The sequence below is a fragment of the Allobosea sp. genome, assembly GCF_017308075.1.
GTDB lineage: Bacteria > Pseudomonadota > Alphaproteobacteria > Rhizobiales > Beijerinckiaceae > Allobosea.
Genome location: NZ_JAFKFX010000030.1, coordinates 203,045 through 220,196 on the forward strand (window position 1 = coordinate 203,045; position 17,152 = coordinate 220,196).

Sequence of the window (17,152 nt, forward strand, 5' to 3'; positions counted from 1 at the left end):
CTGCGTCGCCGAAGGGAAAGCTTCTTCCCTATTGAAAGCATCGCGTGACCGGCGGCAAGCGACTTCCCGCTCGCCGCCGGTGACGATGCCTACCGGATCAGGAACCCGCCCCGGCCTTCTTGGCGAAGCTGTCGATGAAGGTCTTGCTCAGGTCGACATCCGACTTCGCCAGCTCGGGATCGAGCAGCTTAAGCGAATCATACATGCTCTTCATCGCATCGGGCGTCGAGATGCCGGTGCGCGAATAGCTCTCCAGCGAGTTCTTGACCGCGCGCAGATAGAGCGGCTTGTCGCCGAGATGGTATTCGGCCGGGACGAGATCGGCGACGTCCTCGGGTTTGGCCGTCTCCAGCCATTTCAGCGACTTCATCAGCGCGTTGACCAGTTTCTGCGTGGTCACCGGGTTCTTCTCGGCGAAGTCGGCCTTGAGATAGAGCACCGCGGCCGGATTGGCGCCGCCGAACAGGCCCTTCGTGCCGGCCTCGGTGCGCGTATCGATCAGCGTCGTGATGTCGCCATCGGCCTCCAGCTTGGAGATCACCGGGTCGAGATGCGAGATCAGGTCGACCTGTCCCTGCTTCATCGCCGCGACCGCGCTGGCGCCACCGCCGACACCGATGATCGGCGCATCCGTCGCCTTCAGCCCGGCCTTGACCATGGCGTATTGCGCGGTCAGCGCCGTCGAGGACCCCGGCGCGGTGACGCCGATCTTCAGGCCCTTGAAATCGGCGGCCGACTTGACCTTACCGGCCAGGTCCTTGCGCGCCGCGATGACGATGCCCGGGAAGCGGCCGAGTTCGATCACCGCGCGGATGTCCTGGCCCTTGGCCTGCATCCGGATGGTATGCTCATACGCGCCGGTGACGACGTCGACCGAGCCGCCGACCAGGGCCTGCAGCGACTTGGCACCGCCGCCGAAATCATTGATCTCGACGTCGAGCCCCTGCTCCTTGAAGTAGCCCTTCTTCTCGGCGACCGTCAGCGGCAGATAATAGAGCAGCGGCTTGCCGCCGACGCCGAGCGTCAGCTTCGGCTTCTCGGCGTTCTGGGCGAAGGTCGGCGTGGAGAATACCGCCAGTGCCAGGCCGGCAGCGATCAGATGTCTGCGGTTCATTTGGTTTCCTTCCCTGCCAAATCTTCTTGTCCGGCCGGAGCTTTTTGCGACCCCGCCCCTTGTCCAAAACCTAGGCCGCGGTCACGCAGCGTGCAATTCCCGAAGGCCACCGGCCCTTCGTCTCGCCTCCGTCTCCGTTCAGGTCGTCGTCGAGCTCTGCCCGGGGCGCCAGACCAGGAGCCGGTTCTCGACCATGGTCACCAGCGAGTCGATCAGGATCACGAACAGCGCCAGGATCAGCATGCCCGAGAACACCCCGGTGACGTCGAAGACGCTTTCGGCCTCGTGGATCTTGTAGCCGAGCCCGGCCGAGGAGCCGAGATATTCGCCGACCACCGCGCCGACCAGCGCGAATCCGACCGAAGTGTGCAGGGAGGAAAACATCCAGGTCAGGGCCGAGGGCCAATAGACATGGCGGAAGAGCTGGCGCTCGTTCATGCCGAGCATGCGGGCATTGGCGAGCACGGTCGGTGAGACCTCCTTCACGCCCTGGTAGACGTTGAAGAAGACGATGAAGAACACCAGCGTGAAGCCGAGCGCCACCTTCGACCAGATGCCGAGCCCGAACCAGAGCGCGAAGATCGGCGCCAGCACGACGCGCGGCAGGGCGTTCGCCGCCTTGATATAGGGATCGAACACCGCCGCCAGCAGCGCATTCCTGGCGAAGGCGAAGCCGAAGAAGACACCGGCGGCCGAGCCGATGACGAAGGCGAGCACGGTCTCGGTCAGGGTGATGCTGAGATGCCAGTAGATCTCGGCACCGGTGAGCTGCTTCCAGGTCCGCGCCAGCACGTCGAACGGCGTCGAAAAGAAGAAGCGGATCGTCTTGACGTCGCCGAAGATCGGGAAATTGCTGATCACGTGCCAGATCGTCAGGACGACGACCATCACCAGGATCTGCAGCAAGAGCAGCTTGAGTCGGCTCACGGGCTTCCCTCCCCGACCAGTTCCTTGCCCTCGCCCATGGCATAGGCCTTCTGCACCTCGATCCTCAGCGACGACCAGATGTCGCGATGGATCTCATGGAAGGCCTTCTCCAGCCTGATCTCGGCGATGTCGCGCGGGCGCGGCAGCGGCACCTTGTAGTCGGCGACGATGCCGGCGGCAGGGCCGGCCGACATCACCACGACGCGGTCGGAAAGCGCGATCGCCTCCTCGAGATCATGGGTGACGAAGATCAGCGCCTTGCGATCCCTCGACCAGAGGTCGAGCAGGAGATTGCCCATGATCTGGCGGGTCTGCGCATCGAGCGGGCCGAACGGCTCGTCCATCAGGAGGATCTCGGGGTCGCGGATCAGCATCTGCGCCAGCGCCACGCGCTTGCGCTGGCCACCCGACAACATGTGCGGGTAGCGCTCGGTGAAGGCGCGCAGGCCGACGCGGGCCAGCCAGTCGCGGGCCCGCTTGTCGGCCTCGGCGTCGGAGACGCCCATCGGCTCCAGCGCCACCTTGACGTTGTCGAGCGCCGTCTTCCACGGCATCAGCGCGTCCTGCTGGAAGAGATAGCCGGCGCGCCGGTTGAGCCCGACGAGCGGCTTGCCGAAGATGTCGACCTTGCCGGCCGAAGGGGTCAGCAGCCCGGCAGCGGCGTTGAGCAGGGTCGACTTGCCGCAGCCGGTCGGTCCGACCACCGAGACGAACTCGCCGCTGGCGACGCTGAGGTCGATCGCCTTCACCGCCTGGTAGCGCGTCCCGCCCTTGAGATGGAAGGTGATGTCCAGCCCGCTCAGGCGGACCGCTGGTGCCGAGGCGGCACTCCCCGCGCCCGCCGCACCCGGCGGGCTGTCTTCAGACTGCATCAGTGTCGTTTCCCCCGCCGAGTACAGCGCCGCGCCTTGCAGGCACCGGCTGCCCCGGTCGATTTTTCCCGTCGGCGGCGAGAGTAGGCGATCATCCGGCGAAGGCAACCCGTACGATAGCAGAGCGCCGCGGCAGTTTTTTAACGCCGGCCAGCTAGCGAAACGCCGAAGCTTCTGTTGTATCGCTGCATTCCCTTGAAGGAGACCGGCCGGTGACCGCGCAACTCGACCTATGGATTCAGGCTCTCGTCGAGTTCATGCGCACCAACCAGCAATGGGCGCTGCCGATCGTCTTCTTTGTCGCCTTCGCCGAATGTGTCGCGATCTTTTCCTGGCTGGTGCCGGCCACGCTCTTCTTCACCGCCTTCGGCGCGGTCGCCGGCGCCTCCGGCCTCGACCTGATCCCGCTTTCGTTCGCCGCCTCGCTCGGCGCGGCCTTCGGCTTCTGGCTGTCCTACTGGGTCGGCCTCCGGCTCGGCCCGCGTGTCGACGACTACTGGCCGCTGCGCGACAATCCCAATCTGCTGCGCAAGGGCCACGACTTCTTCGAGAAATGGGGTTTTCTCGGCATCATCATCGGCCATTTCGTCGGGCCCGTGCGGGCGGTGATCGCGCTGGTCGCCGGCATCGTGCAGATGCCGTTCTGGCTCTTCCAGCTCGCCAATTTCGTCGCCTCCTTCGCCTGGGGCTTCGGCCTGCTCTATGGCGCCGGACGCGCGACGGAGATGATGATGCAGTTCACCGGCAAATAGCGACGGCGCCCCTCCGAAACGTTCCGCCGAAACACAACGCCAGCTGAACGGAGGTCTCAGACCCCGTTCAGGCTGTCCGGCCGAAAGTCCGGCCATCGCGTCGAGACCGGCCTACCCGGTTCGCAACCGACGCGGCGGCGCGGACGGCCCGGCATCCGCGCGGCTCGAAATCCTCCGGGCAGGACTTAACAGGAGTCCATGCCATGACCCTCTCCCGCTTCGCCACCGGCCTCGCCGCGCTCGCCCTCGCCGCCGGCCCGGCCCTCGCGCAGACCGCGACCCAACCTGCGACCCCGGCCAAGCCGGCGGCCCCGATGACGACACCCGCCGCTCCGGCCGCGAAACCCGCAGCGCCCGCCGCGACGCAGGCCCAGGCCAAGAAGATCAACATCAACACCGCCAGCGCCGCCGAGCTCGACACGCTGAAGGGCATTGGCGAGGCCCGCTCGAAGAAGATCATCGAGGAGCGCGCCAAGGCGAAGTTCAAGAATTTCGACGATCTGGTGAAGCGCAACGTCCTGCCGGCCAATGTCGAGGCCGACATCAAGGACAAGATCACTTTCTGAAACTGAGCGAGGCCGGCCGCTGCGAAAGCGGCCGGCCTCGTATTTCTCCGATGCCGGAGAATTGGCCTTCTACAGCAGACCGATCACGATCATCACGAGCAGGGCGAAAGAGGCGCCCAACGCCAGATGCGAAAGGCCGAGTTGAAGGCCATGTGACTCATGCAGCGTTCTCACCGGTTCCATGGTCGCCTCCATCTGTTGAAAGCCGTTTCGTTCGCCGTATCTCCGTTTCTTTTCTGAAGCCGCGCCGGCCGCGCCGTCTCAGTATGCGATCATCTCGACCGCGATCCAGGCAACGACCGCGAGGATCAGTCCCCAGACCAGCACCATCAGCACCGGCCTGCCGAGGAACCCCTGGCGCGCTTCGACCGGCGTTTCCACCGCCGGATCGGTATCGGAATGCGTATCGGCCCGCATCGGCGGAATCGGCTGACCGCCTTCCCTCGGAATCCGGGACTCGCGCTCCCTGACATCCTGTTCCATTGCCGTCTCCCTTCTCGGTGCCCGAAGGCCGCGTTCAGCCGGGACGCATTCAGCCGTTTACCAGCTGCAACATCGCGCTCGCGAGCAGCGTGAGCCCGAGACAGCCGCCGAGCAGAGCGAGAAAGAGCCGCTCCTGCCGCGAGATCGGATGGGCCGCATGGGAACTCCCATGGCCCGCATGGTGGTGTCGGCGGCCGTGCCTGGCGGCCCGCTGCGTCAGCGTCTCCTCGTGGATCATCGGACGCTCCTGCTGTTGTGACTGCAGCATCAACGCCGGCGAGGCAGCCCGGTTCCAGAGACGCTCCCGAAACGTAAAACGGGCACCCTCGCGGGCGCCCGTTCCTGATCTTCCATGGGCTGGAAGCGAAGCCGCAATCGGCCCCGCCACCCTCCTCCGGATCAGTTCTTGGTCTTGTCGACCAGGGCCTTGGCCTTGATCCACGGCATCATGTCGCGGAGCTTGGCGCCGACTTCCTCGATCGGATGCGCGGCATAGCGGGCGCGGGTCGCCTTGAACGAGGTCTGGTTGACCTTGTTCTCCAGCATCCAGTCGCGGGTGAACTTGCCCGACTGGATGTCGGCCAGCACGCGCTTCATCTCGGCCTTGGTCTCGGACGTGATGATCCGCGGGCCGGTGACGTACTCGCCATACTCGGCCGTGTTCGAGATCGAGTAGTTCATGTTCGCGATGCCGCCCTCATAGATCAGGTCGACGATCAGCTTCACTTCGTGCAGGCACTCGAAATAGGCCATTTCCGGAGCGTAGCCGGCCTCGGTCAGGGTCTCGTAGCCAGCCTTGATCAGCTCGACCAGGCCGCCGCAGAGCACGACCTGCTCACCGAACAGGTCGGTCTCGCACTCTTCCTTGAAGGTGGTCTCGATGATGCCGGCGCGTCCGCCGCCATTGGCCGAGGCGTAGGAGAGGCCGAGGTCATGGGCGTTGCCGGTCGCGTCCTGGTGGATCGCGATCAGGGTCGGCACGCCGCCGCCGCGCTGATACTCGGAACGGACGGTGTGGCCGGGGCCCTTCGGGGCGACCATCAGCACGTCGAGGTCCTTGCGCGGCTCGATCAGGTTGAAGTGGACGTTGAGGCCGTGCGCGAACAGGAGGGCGGCGCCCTCCTTCATGTTGCCATGCAGCTCGTCGCGATAGATGTCGCCCTGCAGCTCGTCGGGGGTCAGCATCATCATGATGTCGGAGACCTTGGCGGCCTCGGACGGGGTCATGACCTTGAAGCCGGCATCCTCGGCCTTCTTGCGGGTGGCCGAGCCGGCCTTCAGGGCGATGATGATCTCCTTGACGCCGGAATCGCGCAGGTTGAGCGCGTGCGCATGGCCCTGCGAGCCGTAGCCGACGATGCAGACCTTCTTGCCCTTGATCAGATTGATGTCGGCGTCACGGTCGTAATAAACGCGCATTGGATGCGTCCTTCCTTGGGTTGGGTTCTTTGCTTCAGGCTTTCGGTGCGGGTTTCGCCCGCCCGTGAAGTGCGAGGAACTGGTCGGCGGCACGCGCCGCATCGCGCTCGATCTCGGTGACACTGAGCTTCAACGCGTCGCCGAGCAGCAGGCGAATCTGCACATCGCGGCCGACCAGGCCGAAAAAGGTCCGGAATGCCGTCTCGGCATCGTCGAAATCGAGCAGTCCGGTCGCACGCCCGTCCTCCAGCAACGGCCGCAGCCGCTCGCCGATCGCGAAACGCCCATTGGCGAGCACGATGCCGCCGAGATTGCTCTCATGCGTCGCGGCATGGCTGATGGCGAGCCGGTTGAGGGCGATCGAGGTCGGGCTCGAAATCACTTGCAGCCAGTTGGCGGCGAAGCTGATCAGGCTGTCGCGCAGCGACAGCGCGTCGAGCTTCTGGCGGTCGTAATTGCCGGCGCGGACCTTGGAGGCCTGCCATTGCACCGTCGCGGTCAGGAGGCCGTCGCGGTCGCCGAACCATTTGTAGAGCGTCTCCTTCGAGCAGCTCGCCCGCCGCGCCACGGCGGCCATGGTCAGCTGGTCGCCCTTCTCCACCATCAGCCCGAGCACGGCATCGAGCACCGCGAGCTGTCGCGGTGTCAGCGCCTCTGCCTGGGTTTCGGTGGCGGAATCGACCATGGTCGGGAACAGTACCGTACGTTACGGTTCCGTGATCTATCCCAGGGCCCGCGGGCGTGCAAGCGGAAAGCGGCGGGGGAATGCCGGCCTACCCTGCGGCGCGCCACGGCCTATATAGGCGCAGAGCCGACCACATTGCCGAAACCCGACGGAGCCTGCCGATGACCCCGCCTGCCGCTACCGCGATCCTCGATTTCTGGCGCGAGGCCGGGCCGGAGAAATGGTTCGCCAAGGACGATGCCTTCGACGCGCTGATCCGCCGGCGCTTCCTCGCCGAGGTCGAGGCCGCCGCCCGTGGCGAGCTGAGCGCCTGGGAAGAGACGCCGGAAGGCGTCTATGCCCTGCTGCTCCTGCTCGACCAGTTCCCACGCAATCTCTATCGCGGCTCGTCGCAGGCCTTCGCCGCCGACCCGTTGGCTCTCGCAGTAGCCGAGCGCGCCGTCGCGCGCGGCTTCGACCAGGCATTCGAGAACCCGGAACGGCGCTTCATCTACATGCCGTTCATGCATTCGGAGGACCTCGCCGACCAGCAGCGCTGCATCGCGCTCTGCGAGGCCGCCGACGACCCGGAGGGCGTGAAATTCGCGGTGATCCATCGCGACATCATCCGCGATTTCGGCCGTTTTCCGCATCGCAATCCCGTCCTCGGCCGGCAGAGCTCGGCCGAGGAGCGGCGTTTCCTCGACGATGGCGGCTTCAGCGGCTGAAGCTCAGCCGCCCACCTCCTCTCGATGCGCCTGCGCCAGCTCGGCCAGGCTCTTGAAATGGAAATCGACATGCGGCCGCGTCGCGGGATCTTGCGTCGCGCCGCTGCCCGCCATGCCGAAGCGCCGGTCGATCCAGGCGCGCGCCAGCCCGGCTCGCTCGGCCGGGACATGGTCGTGGAACAGGCTCTGCGCGGTGTGCAGCACCTCCCCGGCCTCAAGGCCGAGATCGGCCTCCAGATGCGCGAGCAGATGGGCGAAGTTGCGTGGATCGGGCTTGTAGGAGCCGATATCCTCCGCGGTATAGATCGCGTCGAATGCGACGCCGAGCTTGCGATTGCTGGCGGCGAAGCTCACCCGGTCGACATTGGAGAGGATCACCAGCCGGTAGTGCCGCTTGAGATAGGCGAGCGCCCCGGCGGAATCCGGGAAGGCCGGCCAGTCCGGCACCGAGCCGCCGAAGCGCTCGTTCAGATCGGCGTGGATGGCGACGCCCAGATCTTTGGCGAGACGGGCATGGACAGCGGCGAGCAACGTCGAATAGCGCAGCGACGGCGCCGCCTCCTCGAGCTCGCTCTCGATACGACTGAAGCGCGCCAGCGCGTCTTCGCGTCCAAGATCGAGCCGGCCGGCGCTGATCAGCGGCTGCAGCGCGTTCCAGATGCCGGTCTCCCAGTCGATCAGCGTGCCGTAGCAATCGAAGGTCAGGACCTTGAAATCAGTGAGTTTCATCGCGGTTGTTCCTCATGGCCTTGGGTCGCGTCGACCGTAGCGAGGGCCCGGCAAGCTGTGATGAGGCAAAGCTCCGAACGGCTTGACCGAAACTGCGCTTCTTCATCCGCTCTCCCAGGTCCTCATCCTGAGGAGGCCGCGTGAGCGGCCGCCTCGAAGGATGATCCAGGAGGCTCCTGAGACAGCTGAAGCATCCTTCGAGATGCAGCCTGACGGCTGCTCCTCAGGATGAGGGCTGTGAGGGACTAGCCGCCTCGCCGGGTCGCCGCGCGGAACTCCGATGGCGTCAGGCCGAAGCGCCGCTTGAACTGCCGATTGAAGGAGGAGGCGTTCTGATAGCCGAGCCCGTAGGCGATCTCGGAGATCGGCAGCGCCGTCGTAACCAGCCGGTCGGCCGCCTCGTCGAACAGCAGCGTCAATTGCGCCTGTCTCGGCGACTGCCCGGTCGTCGCCCGGAACAGCTCGTGGAAGCGGCTCTGACCGAGGCCCGCCGCCTTCGCCATCTGCGAGACGCTTCCTGGCCGCGTCTCATGAGCGACCTCGAGCACGCGGCCTTCCGCGCGTGACAACGGCCGCGAAAATGTCTGCGGCTCGAGCAATTGCAGCCCTGCCAACGCCATGCGCGCCGCATCGCCTGCCCGGCAGGCCCCGGCCTCGACCTCGGCGCCGAGCTGGCGGAACATCCGCCACAGCCAGGGCTCGACCCGCGTCAGCGACGGCGCGGGGTCGCGCAGCAGCGCCGGAGCGGCCTCGCCCGCGAACGCGTTCGCCTCGACATCGAGGATGAGCATGCTGCAATCGGCGGTCGGCTCGAAATCATGCGCGTGGTCGCGCGGAATGACCGCGACGCAATTGCTCGAGACGACACTGCGGTGCCCCTCGACATCGAGCCGCATCGCACCCTGCATGGGCAGCAGAATCTGAGCGTAGTCGTGGCTATGGCGGTCGGCGCCACGATAGCTGCGGATTTCGAGTTGGATCGACATCGCTTGCGCACCGGCGAGGGATCATGCGGCCCATTTGCCGCCGAACACCGCGCACGATCAAGGGCTACTTGTCGCGGCTCAGCCGCCGCCCTGCTGAGCCGCAAGCCGCTGCAGGAAGATCGCGATGACGGTCAGACCGAACCCGGCCCACCACAGCGGCGAGCGCAGGCTCCTGCCGCTGCCGAGAGGCTCGGGCTGGGCCCGGCCCGAAAGCCGCTGCAGGATCGGCCAGGTAAAGCAGGCGAGGCCGAGGATGCCGAGGCCGAGCGCGAACTGTTCCAACCCCATCATCATGCGCCAACCCTCCCGGCCGCGAAGGCCGAAAGGCCGTATCCATCAACCATGCGGGGGCTCCTTCATCGCGCTGGCCGATCTCACATCGCATCCGGGCCGCGGCTCATCGCGGCGATGCCGGTGCGCGACACCTCGGTCAGGCCGACCACGGTCATCAGCTTGATGAAGCGCTCGATTTCCTCGGTCGAGCCAGTCAGCTCGAAGACGAAGGAGGTCAGCGAGGCATCGAGGGTGCGGGCGCCGAAGGCCGAGGCGAGACGCATCGCCTCGACGCGGTGATCGCCCTTGCCGACGACCTTGAGCAGGCAGAGCTCGCGCTCCAGCGCCTCGCCCTGCAGGGTCAGGTCAACGACGCGGTGCACCGGCACCAGCCGGTCGAGATGCGCCTTGATCTGGTCGATGACGCTCGCCGTGCCGGAGGTCACCACCGTGATGCGCGAGATGTGCTTCTCATGCTCGGTCTCGGAGACGGTCAGGCTCTCGATATTGTAGCCACGGCCGGAGAACAGCCCGGCGATCCGGGCCAGGACGCCGGGTTCGTTGTCGACGATCACCGCCAGCGTGTGACGGGCGATCGGCTGGGCGGTCGGGGCGGTCGGATAATGCGTCGTGTTCATCATTGGGCCTTGCTGCGGCTGAGATGGGGGCGAAAATCCTCGAGGACCGGCTCGTCGGCCTCGTCCTCCTCGATGATCCAGGGTTCGGCGAGCGCGGCCGTGCGCCAGGACTTGTAGCCGCGCGTCGCCTGTACCGCCTCGGCATAGGCGGCACTGACGGGGTCGAGCCCGATGCCGTAACCGGCGAAGCGCGCCACGACCGGCGCGAACATCGCGTCCGCGGCGCCGAAGGCACCGAACAGGAAGGGCCCACCCTCCCCGAACCGAGCCCTGGCGTCCCGCCAGATCGCGGTGATGCGCGCCACATCGGCGGCGACGCTGGGGCCGCGGTCGCGCGCGTGGAACCCGCGCCCCAGATTCATCGGGCAGGCGCCGCGCAGGGCCGCGAAGCCGGCATGCATTTCGGCCGCGATCGAACGCGCCATGGCGCGTGCCGCCCGCTCGCGCGGCCAGACCGGCAGCTCGGGCCTGAGTTCGGCGACATGGTCCATGATCGCCAGCGTTTCCCAGACCTGGATCTCGCCGTCGAGCAGCGCCGGCACCTTGCCGGCCGGAGTGAAGGCCGAGATCGCGCGCTTCCATTCGGGATCGTCGAAGGTCTGCCCGAACGGGATCAGGACCTCCTCGAAAGGGATGCCGAGCTCGGTTAGCAGCAGCCAGGGCCGCAGCGACCAGGACGAGTAGGTCTTGTTGGCGATGACCAGTTTCATGCCGCGACCTGCTCCGACAGGTCAGCAGCGAAATCGAGAGCGGCATCGACGTGCAGCGCCGTCGTGTCGAACACCGGCTGGGCGAAATCGGACTGTGAGAGCAGCAGCGTGATCTCGGTGCAGCCCAGAATCACGCCGTCGGCGCCCTCCTCCCGGACCACCCGATCGACGATCTCGCGATAGCGCGCCTTCGATACCGGCTCGACCCGGCCGCGACAGAGTTCCTCATAGATGATGCGATGGACCTCACCCCGCTCCGTCTCGTCCGGCACGAGTGCCTCGACGCCGAAGGCGGCCAGCCTATCGCGATAGAAGCGCTGCTCCATGGTGAAGCGCGTCGCCAGCAGCAGCGGCCGGCGGCTCTGCGTCTTGCGGATCGCCTTGGCGGTGACGTCGGCGAGATGCAGGAAAGGCAGGTTCGTCGCCTGGGTGATCTGGTCGGCGAGCTTGTGCATGGTGTTGGTCGCCAGCACGATGCAGGAGGCACCACCGCTTTCCAGGCGACGCGCGCTGTTGGCCATCGCCGCGCCGGCAGACGCCCAATCCCCGGCCGCCTGCATTTCGGCGATCGGCGAGAAATCGACAGAATGCAGGAGGATATCGGCCGAGTGCAGCCCGCCTTGGCGCCGCCGCACCCCCTCGTTCAGCAGCCGGTAATAGACCGCCGTCGATTCCCAGCTCATCCCGCCGATCAGGCCGATGGTCGCCATGTGGTCCCCCCTATCGTGCCGACGCCGTCATTCTCGGGCGCGGCGAAGCGCAGATCCGAGAATCTCCCGGCGAGAAGGGGCTGGTCGGCGCCTCTCCCTGCCTGAGATACTCGGGCCAGGCCCGAGCATGACAGTGCACCATCAAACCAGCTGCTTGCCCTTGGCGTCGATGATGTCGCCGGTGTCGCCCTCGAAATCGGGCAGGATCATCTCGTTATGCGCCTTGCCGGACGGGATCATCGGGAAGCAGTTCTCCTCCTTGGCAACGAGGCAGTCGAAGATCACCGGGCCGGGCGTCTCGATCATCTGCATGATCGCGGCGTCGAGCTCGGCCGGGTCGGAGCAGCGGATGCCCTTGCCACCATAGGCCTCCGCCAGCTTGACGAAGTCCGGCAGCGAGGCGGAGTAGCTCTCCGAATAGCGCCCGCCATGCAGCAGTTCCTGCCACTGGCGCACCATGCCCATGTACTCGTTGTTGAGGATGAAGATCTTGACCGGCAGCCGGTACTGAACCGCGGTCGACATCTCCTGCATGTTCATCAGGATCGAAGCCTCGCCAGCGATGTCGATGACGAGCGCGTCCGGGTTCTTCATCTGCGCGCCGATCGCCGCCGGCAGGCCATAGCCCATGGTGCCGAGCCCGCCCGAGGTCATCCAGCGGTTCGGCTCCTGGAAGCGGAAATACTGGGCCGCCCACATCTGATGCTGGCCGACTTCGGTGGTGATGTAGGTGTTGCGATCCTTGCTCAGCTCATAGAGGCGCTCGATCGCATATTGCGGCTTGATCACCGAGCCGGACTGCTTGTAGCCGAGGCTGTTGCGCGCGCGCCAGCCATCGATCTGCGTCCACCAGGCGGTCAGCGCCGTCTTGTCGATCTGCGGCGAGGTTTCGCGCCAGATCCGGACCATGTCTTCGAGCACATGGGCGCAGTCGCCGACGATGCCGATATCGACCTTGACGTTCTTGTTGATCGAGGACGGGTCGATATCGATGTGGATCTTCTTCGAGCGCGGCGAGAAGGCATCGAGCCGGCCGGTGATGCGGTCGTCGAAGCGCGCACCGATATTGATCATGACGTCGCAGTCATGCATGGCGAGATTGGCTTCGTAGGTGCCGTGCATGCCGAGCATGCCGAGCCACTGCTTGTCGGCCGCCGGGAAGGCACCGAGGCCCATCAGCGTCGAGGTCACAGGATAGCCGGTCAGCCGCGCCAGCTCGCGCAGCAGCGCCGAGGCGTGCGGCCCGGAATTGATGACGCCGCCGCCGGTGTAGAACACCGGCTTCTTGGCCTTGGCGATCAGCTCGACCGCAGCCTTGATCTTGCCGAGGTCGCCCTTGACCGTCGGCCGATAGGTCTTGTGCTGGTTGTCGCGCGGCCGGCTATAAGCGCCCGTCGCGAACTGGATGTCCTTGGGGATGTCGATCACGACCGGGCCGGGCCGGCCGTTTGCCGCGACATAGAAGGCCTCATGCAGGATGCGCGGCAGGTCGGCGATGCTCTTCACCAGATAGTTGTGCTTGGTGCAGGAGCGGGTGATGCCGACCGTGTCGCATTCCTGGAAGGCGTCCGAGCCGATCAGATGGGTCGGGACCTGGCCGGTGATGACGACGAGCGGGATCGAGTCGAGCAGCGCATCGGTCAGGCCGGTGACCGCATTGGTCGCCCCGGGGCCCGAGGTGACGAGGACGCAGCCGACCTTGCCGGCGCCGGAGCGGGCATAGCCCTCGGCCGCATGGACCGCACCCTGCTCGTGCCGAACGAGCACATGCTTGACCTTCTCCTGCTGGAAGAGCGCGTCATAGATCGGCAGCACCGCACCGCCGGGATAGCCGAAGAGATGCTCGACGCCCTGATCCTGAAGTGCGCGAACGACCATTTCGGCGCCAGTCATCATCTCGCTCATAACGGTCTCCTGCGCGATCTGTCTTTTCGAGTTCAGCTGGAAAAAAGGCAATAAAAAAGGCCCTCTGAGGGGCCTGGGCGTGCGCTGGCGTTGGGGACACCCGGTTTGTTAAACCGGCCCCTACCAGCGCACCTTTACGAGAATGAGCTTGCGCATGTCGCGCCCTTGCAGTGAAAGAATTTGGCGGACGCTAGACGAGCGCCGCCGGCCGGTCAAGCAGATTGCGCTACGGATTTTCGGGCTGCCGGGCAATTGCCAGCGGATTCGTTGCCCCAAGGGAACACTTTCTCAAGATCAGGCTGATAGCGATCCCGGAGACGGAAGCCGGGCCCGATGCATCAGGAAGTCCATACCCACAACATCGTCGAGCGAGCCTACGCGCCCGAAGTCGCCGACCTGCTGGGCCGGTTCGATCGCAGAGCGCTGCCCGACTTCGCCGGCGCCTCCTTCGAGGCGCTGAGCAGCGAGCTTCTCTCCTTCTGCGCCCGTGACCTGATGATCATGGCGCCGACCGGAACGGGCGACTACCGCTACGAGCATTTCGGCCAAGACATCATCCGCTTTGTCGGCTGCGACCGCACCGGCGGTCACGTCACCCAGATGCGCCCGGCGGTCGCTCGCTTCACCATCGCCTGCTATGACGAGGCTCTCTCCAGCGGCAAGCCGCTCTATTCCATCCATCGCGCCGTCAAGACCGTCCGCGTCAGCCTGTGGGAGCGGCTGGTGCTGCCGACCACCTGCGCCGATGGCCAGCGCCGGCTGATCGTCTTCAGCAAGCCCTTGCAATTTCACGAAGAACTTCTGACAACCGTGCTCGACACCTCGCCGGCGGGCATCGTCGCCCTGCGCGCCCTGCGCGACGAGGACGGCAATATCGATCGCACCGTCATCATCACCGCCAACCGGCGCGCCGCCGCCATGGCCGGCCTGGCCGGAGATGCGCTGGTCGACCGCGAGGGCCGCCAGGCGCTGCCCTTCCTAGCCGACGAGACGATCTGGCGCCGCTGCCTCTATGTCATGGAACTCCGCCGCAACGATATGTTCGAGGCGTCCTACACCGTCGACGGGCGCGATCTCTGGCTGCAGGTCGCGCTGGCACCGCTCGGCGACGGACTCGTGATGACGCTGTCCGACATCACCGAGCTCAAGCTCGCCAACCTCACCCTGCAGAGCCGGGCCGCGACGCTGGCCCTGGAGATAGGCAAGGAACGCGCGACCCGGCGGGCTCTCTCGCACGAGCTCGGCCAGCGCGAGGAGCGCGAGCAGGAGCTGCGTCGGCTCGCCGAGACCGATCCGCTGACCACCCTACTCAACCGCCGCTCGATGATCGAGAAGGCCAACGCCGAAATCCGGGCCGCAGCCGCCTTAGGGCACGAGACCTCGCTCTTCATCATCGACATCGACCATTTCAAGCGGGTCAACGACACGCATGGCCATCCGGCCGGCGACGCCGTCATCCGCGCCTTCGCCGATCTGCTGCTCGGACAGATGCGCGCCGGGCACGATCTCGTCGGCCGGCTCGGCGGCGAGGAGTTCGCCGTGCTGCTGCCACGCACGGGCGCCAGAGAGGCGCGGCGCTTCGCCGAGCGCCTGCATAAATGCCTGCGCCGCAGCCATCTGCCGGTCTCCGAGACGCTCGATCTCCAGGTGACGGCCAGCATCGGCGTCGCCACGCGCCGCGCCGACGAGGATTTCGGCGCTCTGGTCGCTCGCGCCGACAAGCAGCTCTACCGGGCCAAGGACGAAGGCCGCGACTGCATTCGCTGCGCCGAGGACGAGATCGCGGCCGCCGCTTAAGCGCAGCTCAGTCCCGAAGGGCCAGCTCCGCCAAGGCGAAGGCGAGGCCGGCCTCCGGCGCGACGGCGTGCCAGCCCGCCATTTGATGGCGGAACCAGGTCACCTGCCGCTTGGCATAGGCGCGCGTATCCGCCTTGCCGCGCACCACGGCCTCTGCGAGCGAAAGCTGGCCGTCGAGATAAGCGATCAGCCCGGGCACGCCATGGGCGCGCATCACCGGCAACAGCGGATCGAGCCGCCTGTCCCGCAACGCCGAGACCTCGTCCAGCGCGCCTGCCGCCATCATCGCGTCGAAACGCCGGTCGATCCGCTCCCGCACCAGCTCCCGTTCCGGAGCCAGGAAAATCTGCAACAGCTTTTGACCTGCGAGCGGCCCCGGCTGGCGCTCGCCCTGAAAGCTTGAGAGCGAGCGACCGGTCGCGGCCAGCACCTCCAGGGCCCGCATCACCCGCAGCCGGTCGCTGGGACGCAGCCTTGCTGCCATCTCCGGGTCCCGCACCGCAAGCTCGTCGTGCAATTCACCAGTCGTACGCCCAGCGGCATGGGCCCGGAAATCGGCACGGACCGCCTCGGGAACCGGCGGAATTGCGGACAGGCCCTCGGTCAGCGCCTTGAAATAGAGGCCGGTGCCGCCGACCAGCACGGGCAGGCGGCCCTGTGTCGCCAACTCCGCGAGCAGCGCCGCCGCCTCGGCGACATAAGCCGCGACCGAATGGTTCCTGGCGCCGTTGACATGGCCGTAGAGATCGTGCGGGACGTCTCCCATCTCCTCCCGGGTCGGCCGCGCCGTGATCACCGAGAGGTCGCGATAGACCTGCATCGAATCGGCATTGATCACGACACCGCCGAAGCGCTGCGCCAGCGCGACGGCCAGTGCCGACTTGCCGCTCGCCGTCGGACCTGCGATGAGCACCGCGCTGTACCTCACCTCCTGCCCGGCTCCCTCATGACGCTCGTTGCCACCTTCGTCTCCGCCCATGGTCAGGCCCTGCTCGGCGAGGCGCTGCTCGCCCGCCTGCGCGACGCCGCCCCCGCCCCGGCCCGGATCGAACGCCTGGATGGCGAGATCGCGGCCGATCTCTTCGCGGAAGCGGACGATGCGCGCAAGCTCGAAGCCGCGCTGCGCCCCGCACTCGACGGCGCCCCGGTCGACATCATCGTCCAGCCGGCGGCGACGCGCCGCAAGCGCCTGTTCCTTGCCGACATGGATTCGACGATGATCGGCCAGGAATGCATCGACGAGCTCGCCGCCTATGTCGGGCTGAAGGAGAAGGTCTCGGCCATCACCGAGCGGGCCATGCGCGGCGAGCTCGAATTCGAGCCGGCGCTGCGCGAGCGTGTCGCGCTGCTCAAGGGGATTCCGCTCGCCGTCGTCGACGAGATCATCCGCGAACGCATCACGCTGACCCCGGGCGGCAGCGCCCTGGTGCGGACGATGCGGGCTCATGGCCATTACACGGCACTGGTCTCCGGTGGCTTCACCGTCTTCACCGGCCCGATCGGCCGCATGATCGGCTTCAACGAGGACCGGTCCAACACCTTGCTCAGCAGCGGCTCGGCGCTGAGCGGAGCGGTCGCCGAGCCGATCCTCGGTAAGCAGGCCAAGCTCGACACGCTGGTCGAGCTGCGCAGCCGCTTCGGCCTGCCCGATGAGGCGACACTCGCCGTCGGCGACGGTGCCAACGACCTCGCCATGCTCGGCGAGGCCGGGCTCGGTGCCGCCTATCGCGCCAAGCCGGCCGTCGCCGCCGCGGCCGATGCCCGGCTCGACCATGCCGACCTCTCCGCCCTGCTCTACGCCCAGGGCTATCGCGGCGATGAGATCGTCAGGGACTGAAGGCGGCTGAACACGCCGTCTTTCCGGGGCTTCGCGATGCGA

At 66.5% G+C, this 17,152-nt stretch carries 20 protein-coding genes; 5 read left to right on the forward strand and 15 right to left on the reverse strand.

The window, feature by feature from the left end; all coding sequences use genetic code 11:
- Nucleotides 1-97: 97 nt before the first annotated feature.
- The 3 genes from J0J10_RS12665 to J0J10_RS12675 all read right to left on the reverse strand — a co-directional run bounded on the left by J0J10_RS12665 (nt 98) and on the right by J0J10_RS12675 (nt 2,913).
- Nucleotides 98-1,114 carry an ABC transporter substrate-binding protein gene (locus tag J0J10_RS12665; protein ID WP_291646899.1) on the reverse strand — a complete coding sequence of 339 codons (1,017 nt, stop codon included), beginning with the start codon at nt 1,112-1,114 and terminating at the stop codon, nt 98-100.
- Between the two features lie 138 nt (nt 1,115-1,252).
- Nucleotides 1,253-2,041, reverse strand: a complete 789-nt coding sequence (locus tag J0J10_RS12670; RefSeq protein ID WP_291646900.1) for an ABC transporter permease — start codon at nt 2,039-2,041, stop codon at nt 1,253-1,255.
- Entirely contained in the window at nt 2,038-2,913 is an 876-nt protein-coding gene (locus J0J10_RS12675) for an ABC transporter ATP-binding protein (protein ID WP_291646901.1), read from the reverse strand. The genes J0J10_RS12670 and J0J10_RS12675 overlap by 4 nt, the downstream gene beginning before the upstream one ends.
- Before the next feature lie 212 nt (nt 2,914-3,125).
- Here J0J10_RS12675 and J0J10_RS12680 point away from each other — a divergent pair, with 212 nt between their 5' ends.
- Nucleotides 3,126-3,665, forward strand: a complete 540-nt coding sequence (locus tag J0J10_RS12680) for a DedA family protein (RefSeq protein WP_291635902.1) — start codon at nt 3,126-3,128, stop codon at nt 3,663-3,665.
- A gap of 203 nt (nt 3,666-3,868) precedes the next feature.
- Nucleotides 3,869-4,231, forward strand: a complete 363-nt coding sequence (locus tag J0J10_RS12685) for a ComEA family DNA-binding protein (protein WP_291646902.1) — start codon at nt 3,869-3,871, stop codon at nt 4,229-4,231.
- Nucleotides 4,232-4,492: 261 nt separating this feature from the next.
- Here J0J10_RS12685 and J0J10_RS12690 read toward each other — a convergent pair whose 3' ends face one another.
- From J0J10_RS12690 to J0J10_RS12705, 4 genes are all read right to left on the reverse strand, one after another.
- Nucleotides 4,493-4,714 (reverse strand): hypothetical protein, encoded by a 222-nt coding sequence (locus J0J10_RS12690; RefSeq protein WP_291646903.1) that lies wholly within the window; start codon nt 4,712-4,714, stop codon nt 4,493-4,495.
- A 49-nt stretch (nt 4,715-4,763) separates the two neighbouring features.
- Complete coding sequence (locus J0J10_RS12695; RefSeq protein ID WP_291635898.1) at nt 4,764-4,952, reverse strand: hypothetical protein; 189 nt, start codon at nt 4,950-4,952, stop codon at nt 4,764-4,766.
- Nucleotides 4,953-5,113: 161 nt separating this feature from the next.
- Nucleotides 5,114-6,133, reverse strand: coding sequence for a ketol-acid reductoisomerase (ilvC, locus tag J0J10_RS12700; protein ID WP_291646904.1), 1,020 nt, complete (start codon nt 6,131-6,133; stop codon nt 5,114-5,116).
- A 34-nt stretch (nt 6,134-6,167) separates the two neighbouring features.
- Complete coding sequence (locus J0J10_RS12705) at nt 6,168-6,818, reverse strand: TetR/AcrR family transcriptional regulator C-terminal domain-containing protein (protein WP_291646905.1); 651 nt, start codon at nt 6,816-6,818, stop codon at nt 6,168-6,170.
- A 161-nt stretch (nt 6,819-6,979) separates the two neighbouring features.
- Here J0J10_RS12705 and J0J10_RS12710 point away from each other — a divergent pair, with 161 nt between their 5' ends.
- On the forward strand, nt 6,980-7,525 hold the full coding sequence (locus J0J10_RS12710) for a DUF924 family protein (protein WP_291646906.1): 546 nt from the start codon (nt 6,980-6,982) through the stop codon (nt 7,523-7,525).
- 3 nt (nt 7,526-7,528) lie between these two features.
- Here J0J10_RS12710 and J0J10_RS12715 read toward each other — a convergent pair whose 3' ends face one another.
- The 7 genes from J0J10_RS12715 to J0J10_RS12745 all read right to left on the reverse strand — a co-directional run bounded on the left by J0J10_RS12715 (nt 7,529) and on the right by J0J10_RS12745 (nt 13,476).
- Entirely contained in the window at nt 7,529-8,254 is a 726-nt protein-coding gene (locus tag J0J10_RS12715; RefSeq protein WP_291646907.1) for a haloacid dehalogenase type II, read from the reverse strand.
- Nucleotides 8,255-8,499: 245 nt separating this feature from the next.
- Entirely contained in the window at nt 8,500-9,240 is a 741-nt protein-coding gene (locus tag J0J10_RS12720) for a helix-turn-helix domain-containing protein (protein ID WP_291646908.1), read from the reverse strand.
- Nucleotides 9,241-9,318: 78 nt separating this feature from the next.
- Nucleotides 9,319-9,534 carry a hypothetical protein gene (locus J0J10_RS12725; RefSeq protein ID WP_291646909.1) on the reverse strand — a complete coding sequence of 72 codons (216 nt, stop codon included), beginning with the start codon at nt 9,532-9,534 and terminating at the stop codon, nt 9,319-9,321.
- Between the two features lie 80 nt (nt 9,535-9,614).
- Nucleotides 9,615-10,151: an acetolactate synthase small subunit gene (ilvN, locus tag J0J10_RS12730; protein ID WP_291646910.1), complete on the reverse strand. Its 537-nt coding sequence runs from the start codon at nt 10,149-10,151 to the stop codon at nt 9,615-9,617.
- The gene (locus J0J10_RS12735; protein WP_291646911.1) at nt 10,151-10,861 is read right to left on the reverse strand and encodes a glutathione S-transferase family protein; all 711 of its coding nucleotides are present in this window, start codon (nt 10,859-10,861) and stop codon (nt 10,151-10,153) included. Before J0J10_RS12735 ends, ilvN begins: the two co-directional genes overlap by 1 nt.
- Entirely contained in the window at nt 10,858-11,571 is a 714-nt protein-coding gene (locus J0J10_RS12740; protein WP_291646912.1) for an aspartate/glutamate racemase family protein, read from the reverse strand. Before J0J10_RS12740 ends, J0J10_RS12735 begins: the two co-directional genes overlap by 4 nt.
- Nucleotides 11,572-11,712: 141 nt before the next feature.
- The gene (locus tag J0J10_RS12745) at nt 11,713-13,476 is read right to left on the reverse strand and encodes an acetolactate synthase 3 large subunit (RefSeq protein WP_291646913.1); all 1,764 of its coding nucleotides are present in this window, start codon (nt 13,474-13,476) and stop codon (nt 11,713-11,715) included.
- Nucleotides 13,477-13,809: 333 nt separating this feature from the next.
- Here J0J10_RS12745 and J0J10_RS12750 point away from each other — a divergent pair, with 333 nt between their 5' ends.
- A complete protein-coding gene (locus tag J0J10_RS12750; RefSeq protein WP_291646914.1) occupies nt 13,810-15,273 on the forward strand; it encodes a GGDEF domain-containing protein in 1,464 nt (487 codons plus the stop codon).
- Between the two features lie 7 nt (nt 15,274-15,280).
- On the opposite strand, the gene miaA is transcribed toward J0J10_RS12750, so the two are convergent.
- A complete protein-coding gene (miaA, locus tag J0J10_RS12755) occupies nt 15,281-16,252 on the reverse strand; it encodes a tRNA (adenosine(37)-N6)-dimethylallyltransferase MiaA (RefSeq protein ID WP_291646915.1) in 972 nt (323 codons plus the stop codon).
- Between miaA and serB the strand changes: the two genes are divergently transcribed.
- Nucleotides 16,220-17,110 carry a phosphoserine phosphatase SerB gene (serB, locus tag J0J10_RS12760; protein ID WP_291635872.1) on the forward strand — a complete coding sequence of 297 codons (891 nt, stop codon included), beginning with the start codon at nt 16,220-16,222 and terminating at the stop codon, nt 17,108-17,110. The genes miaA and serB overlap by 33 nt on opposite strands.
- Nucleotides 17,111-17,152 lie beyond the last annotated feature (42 nt).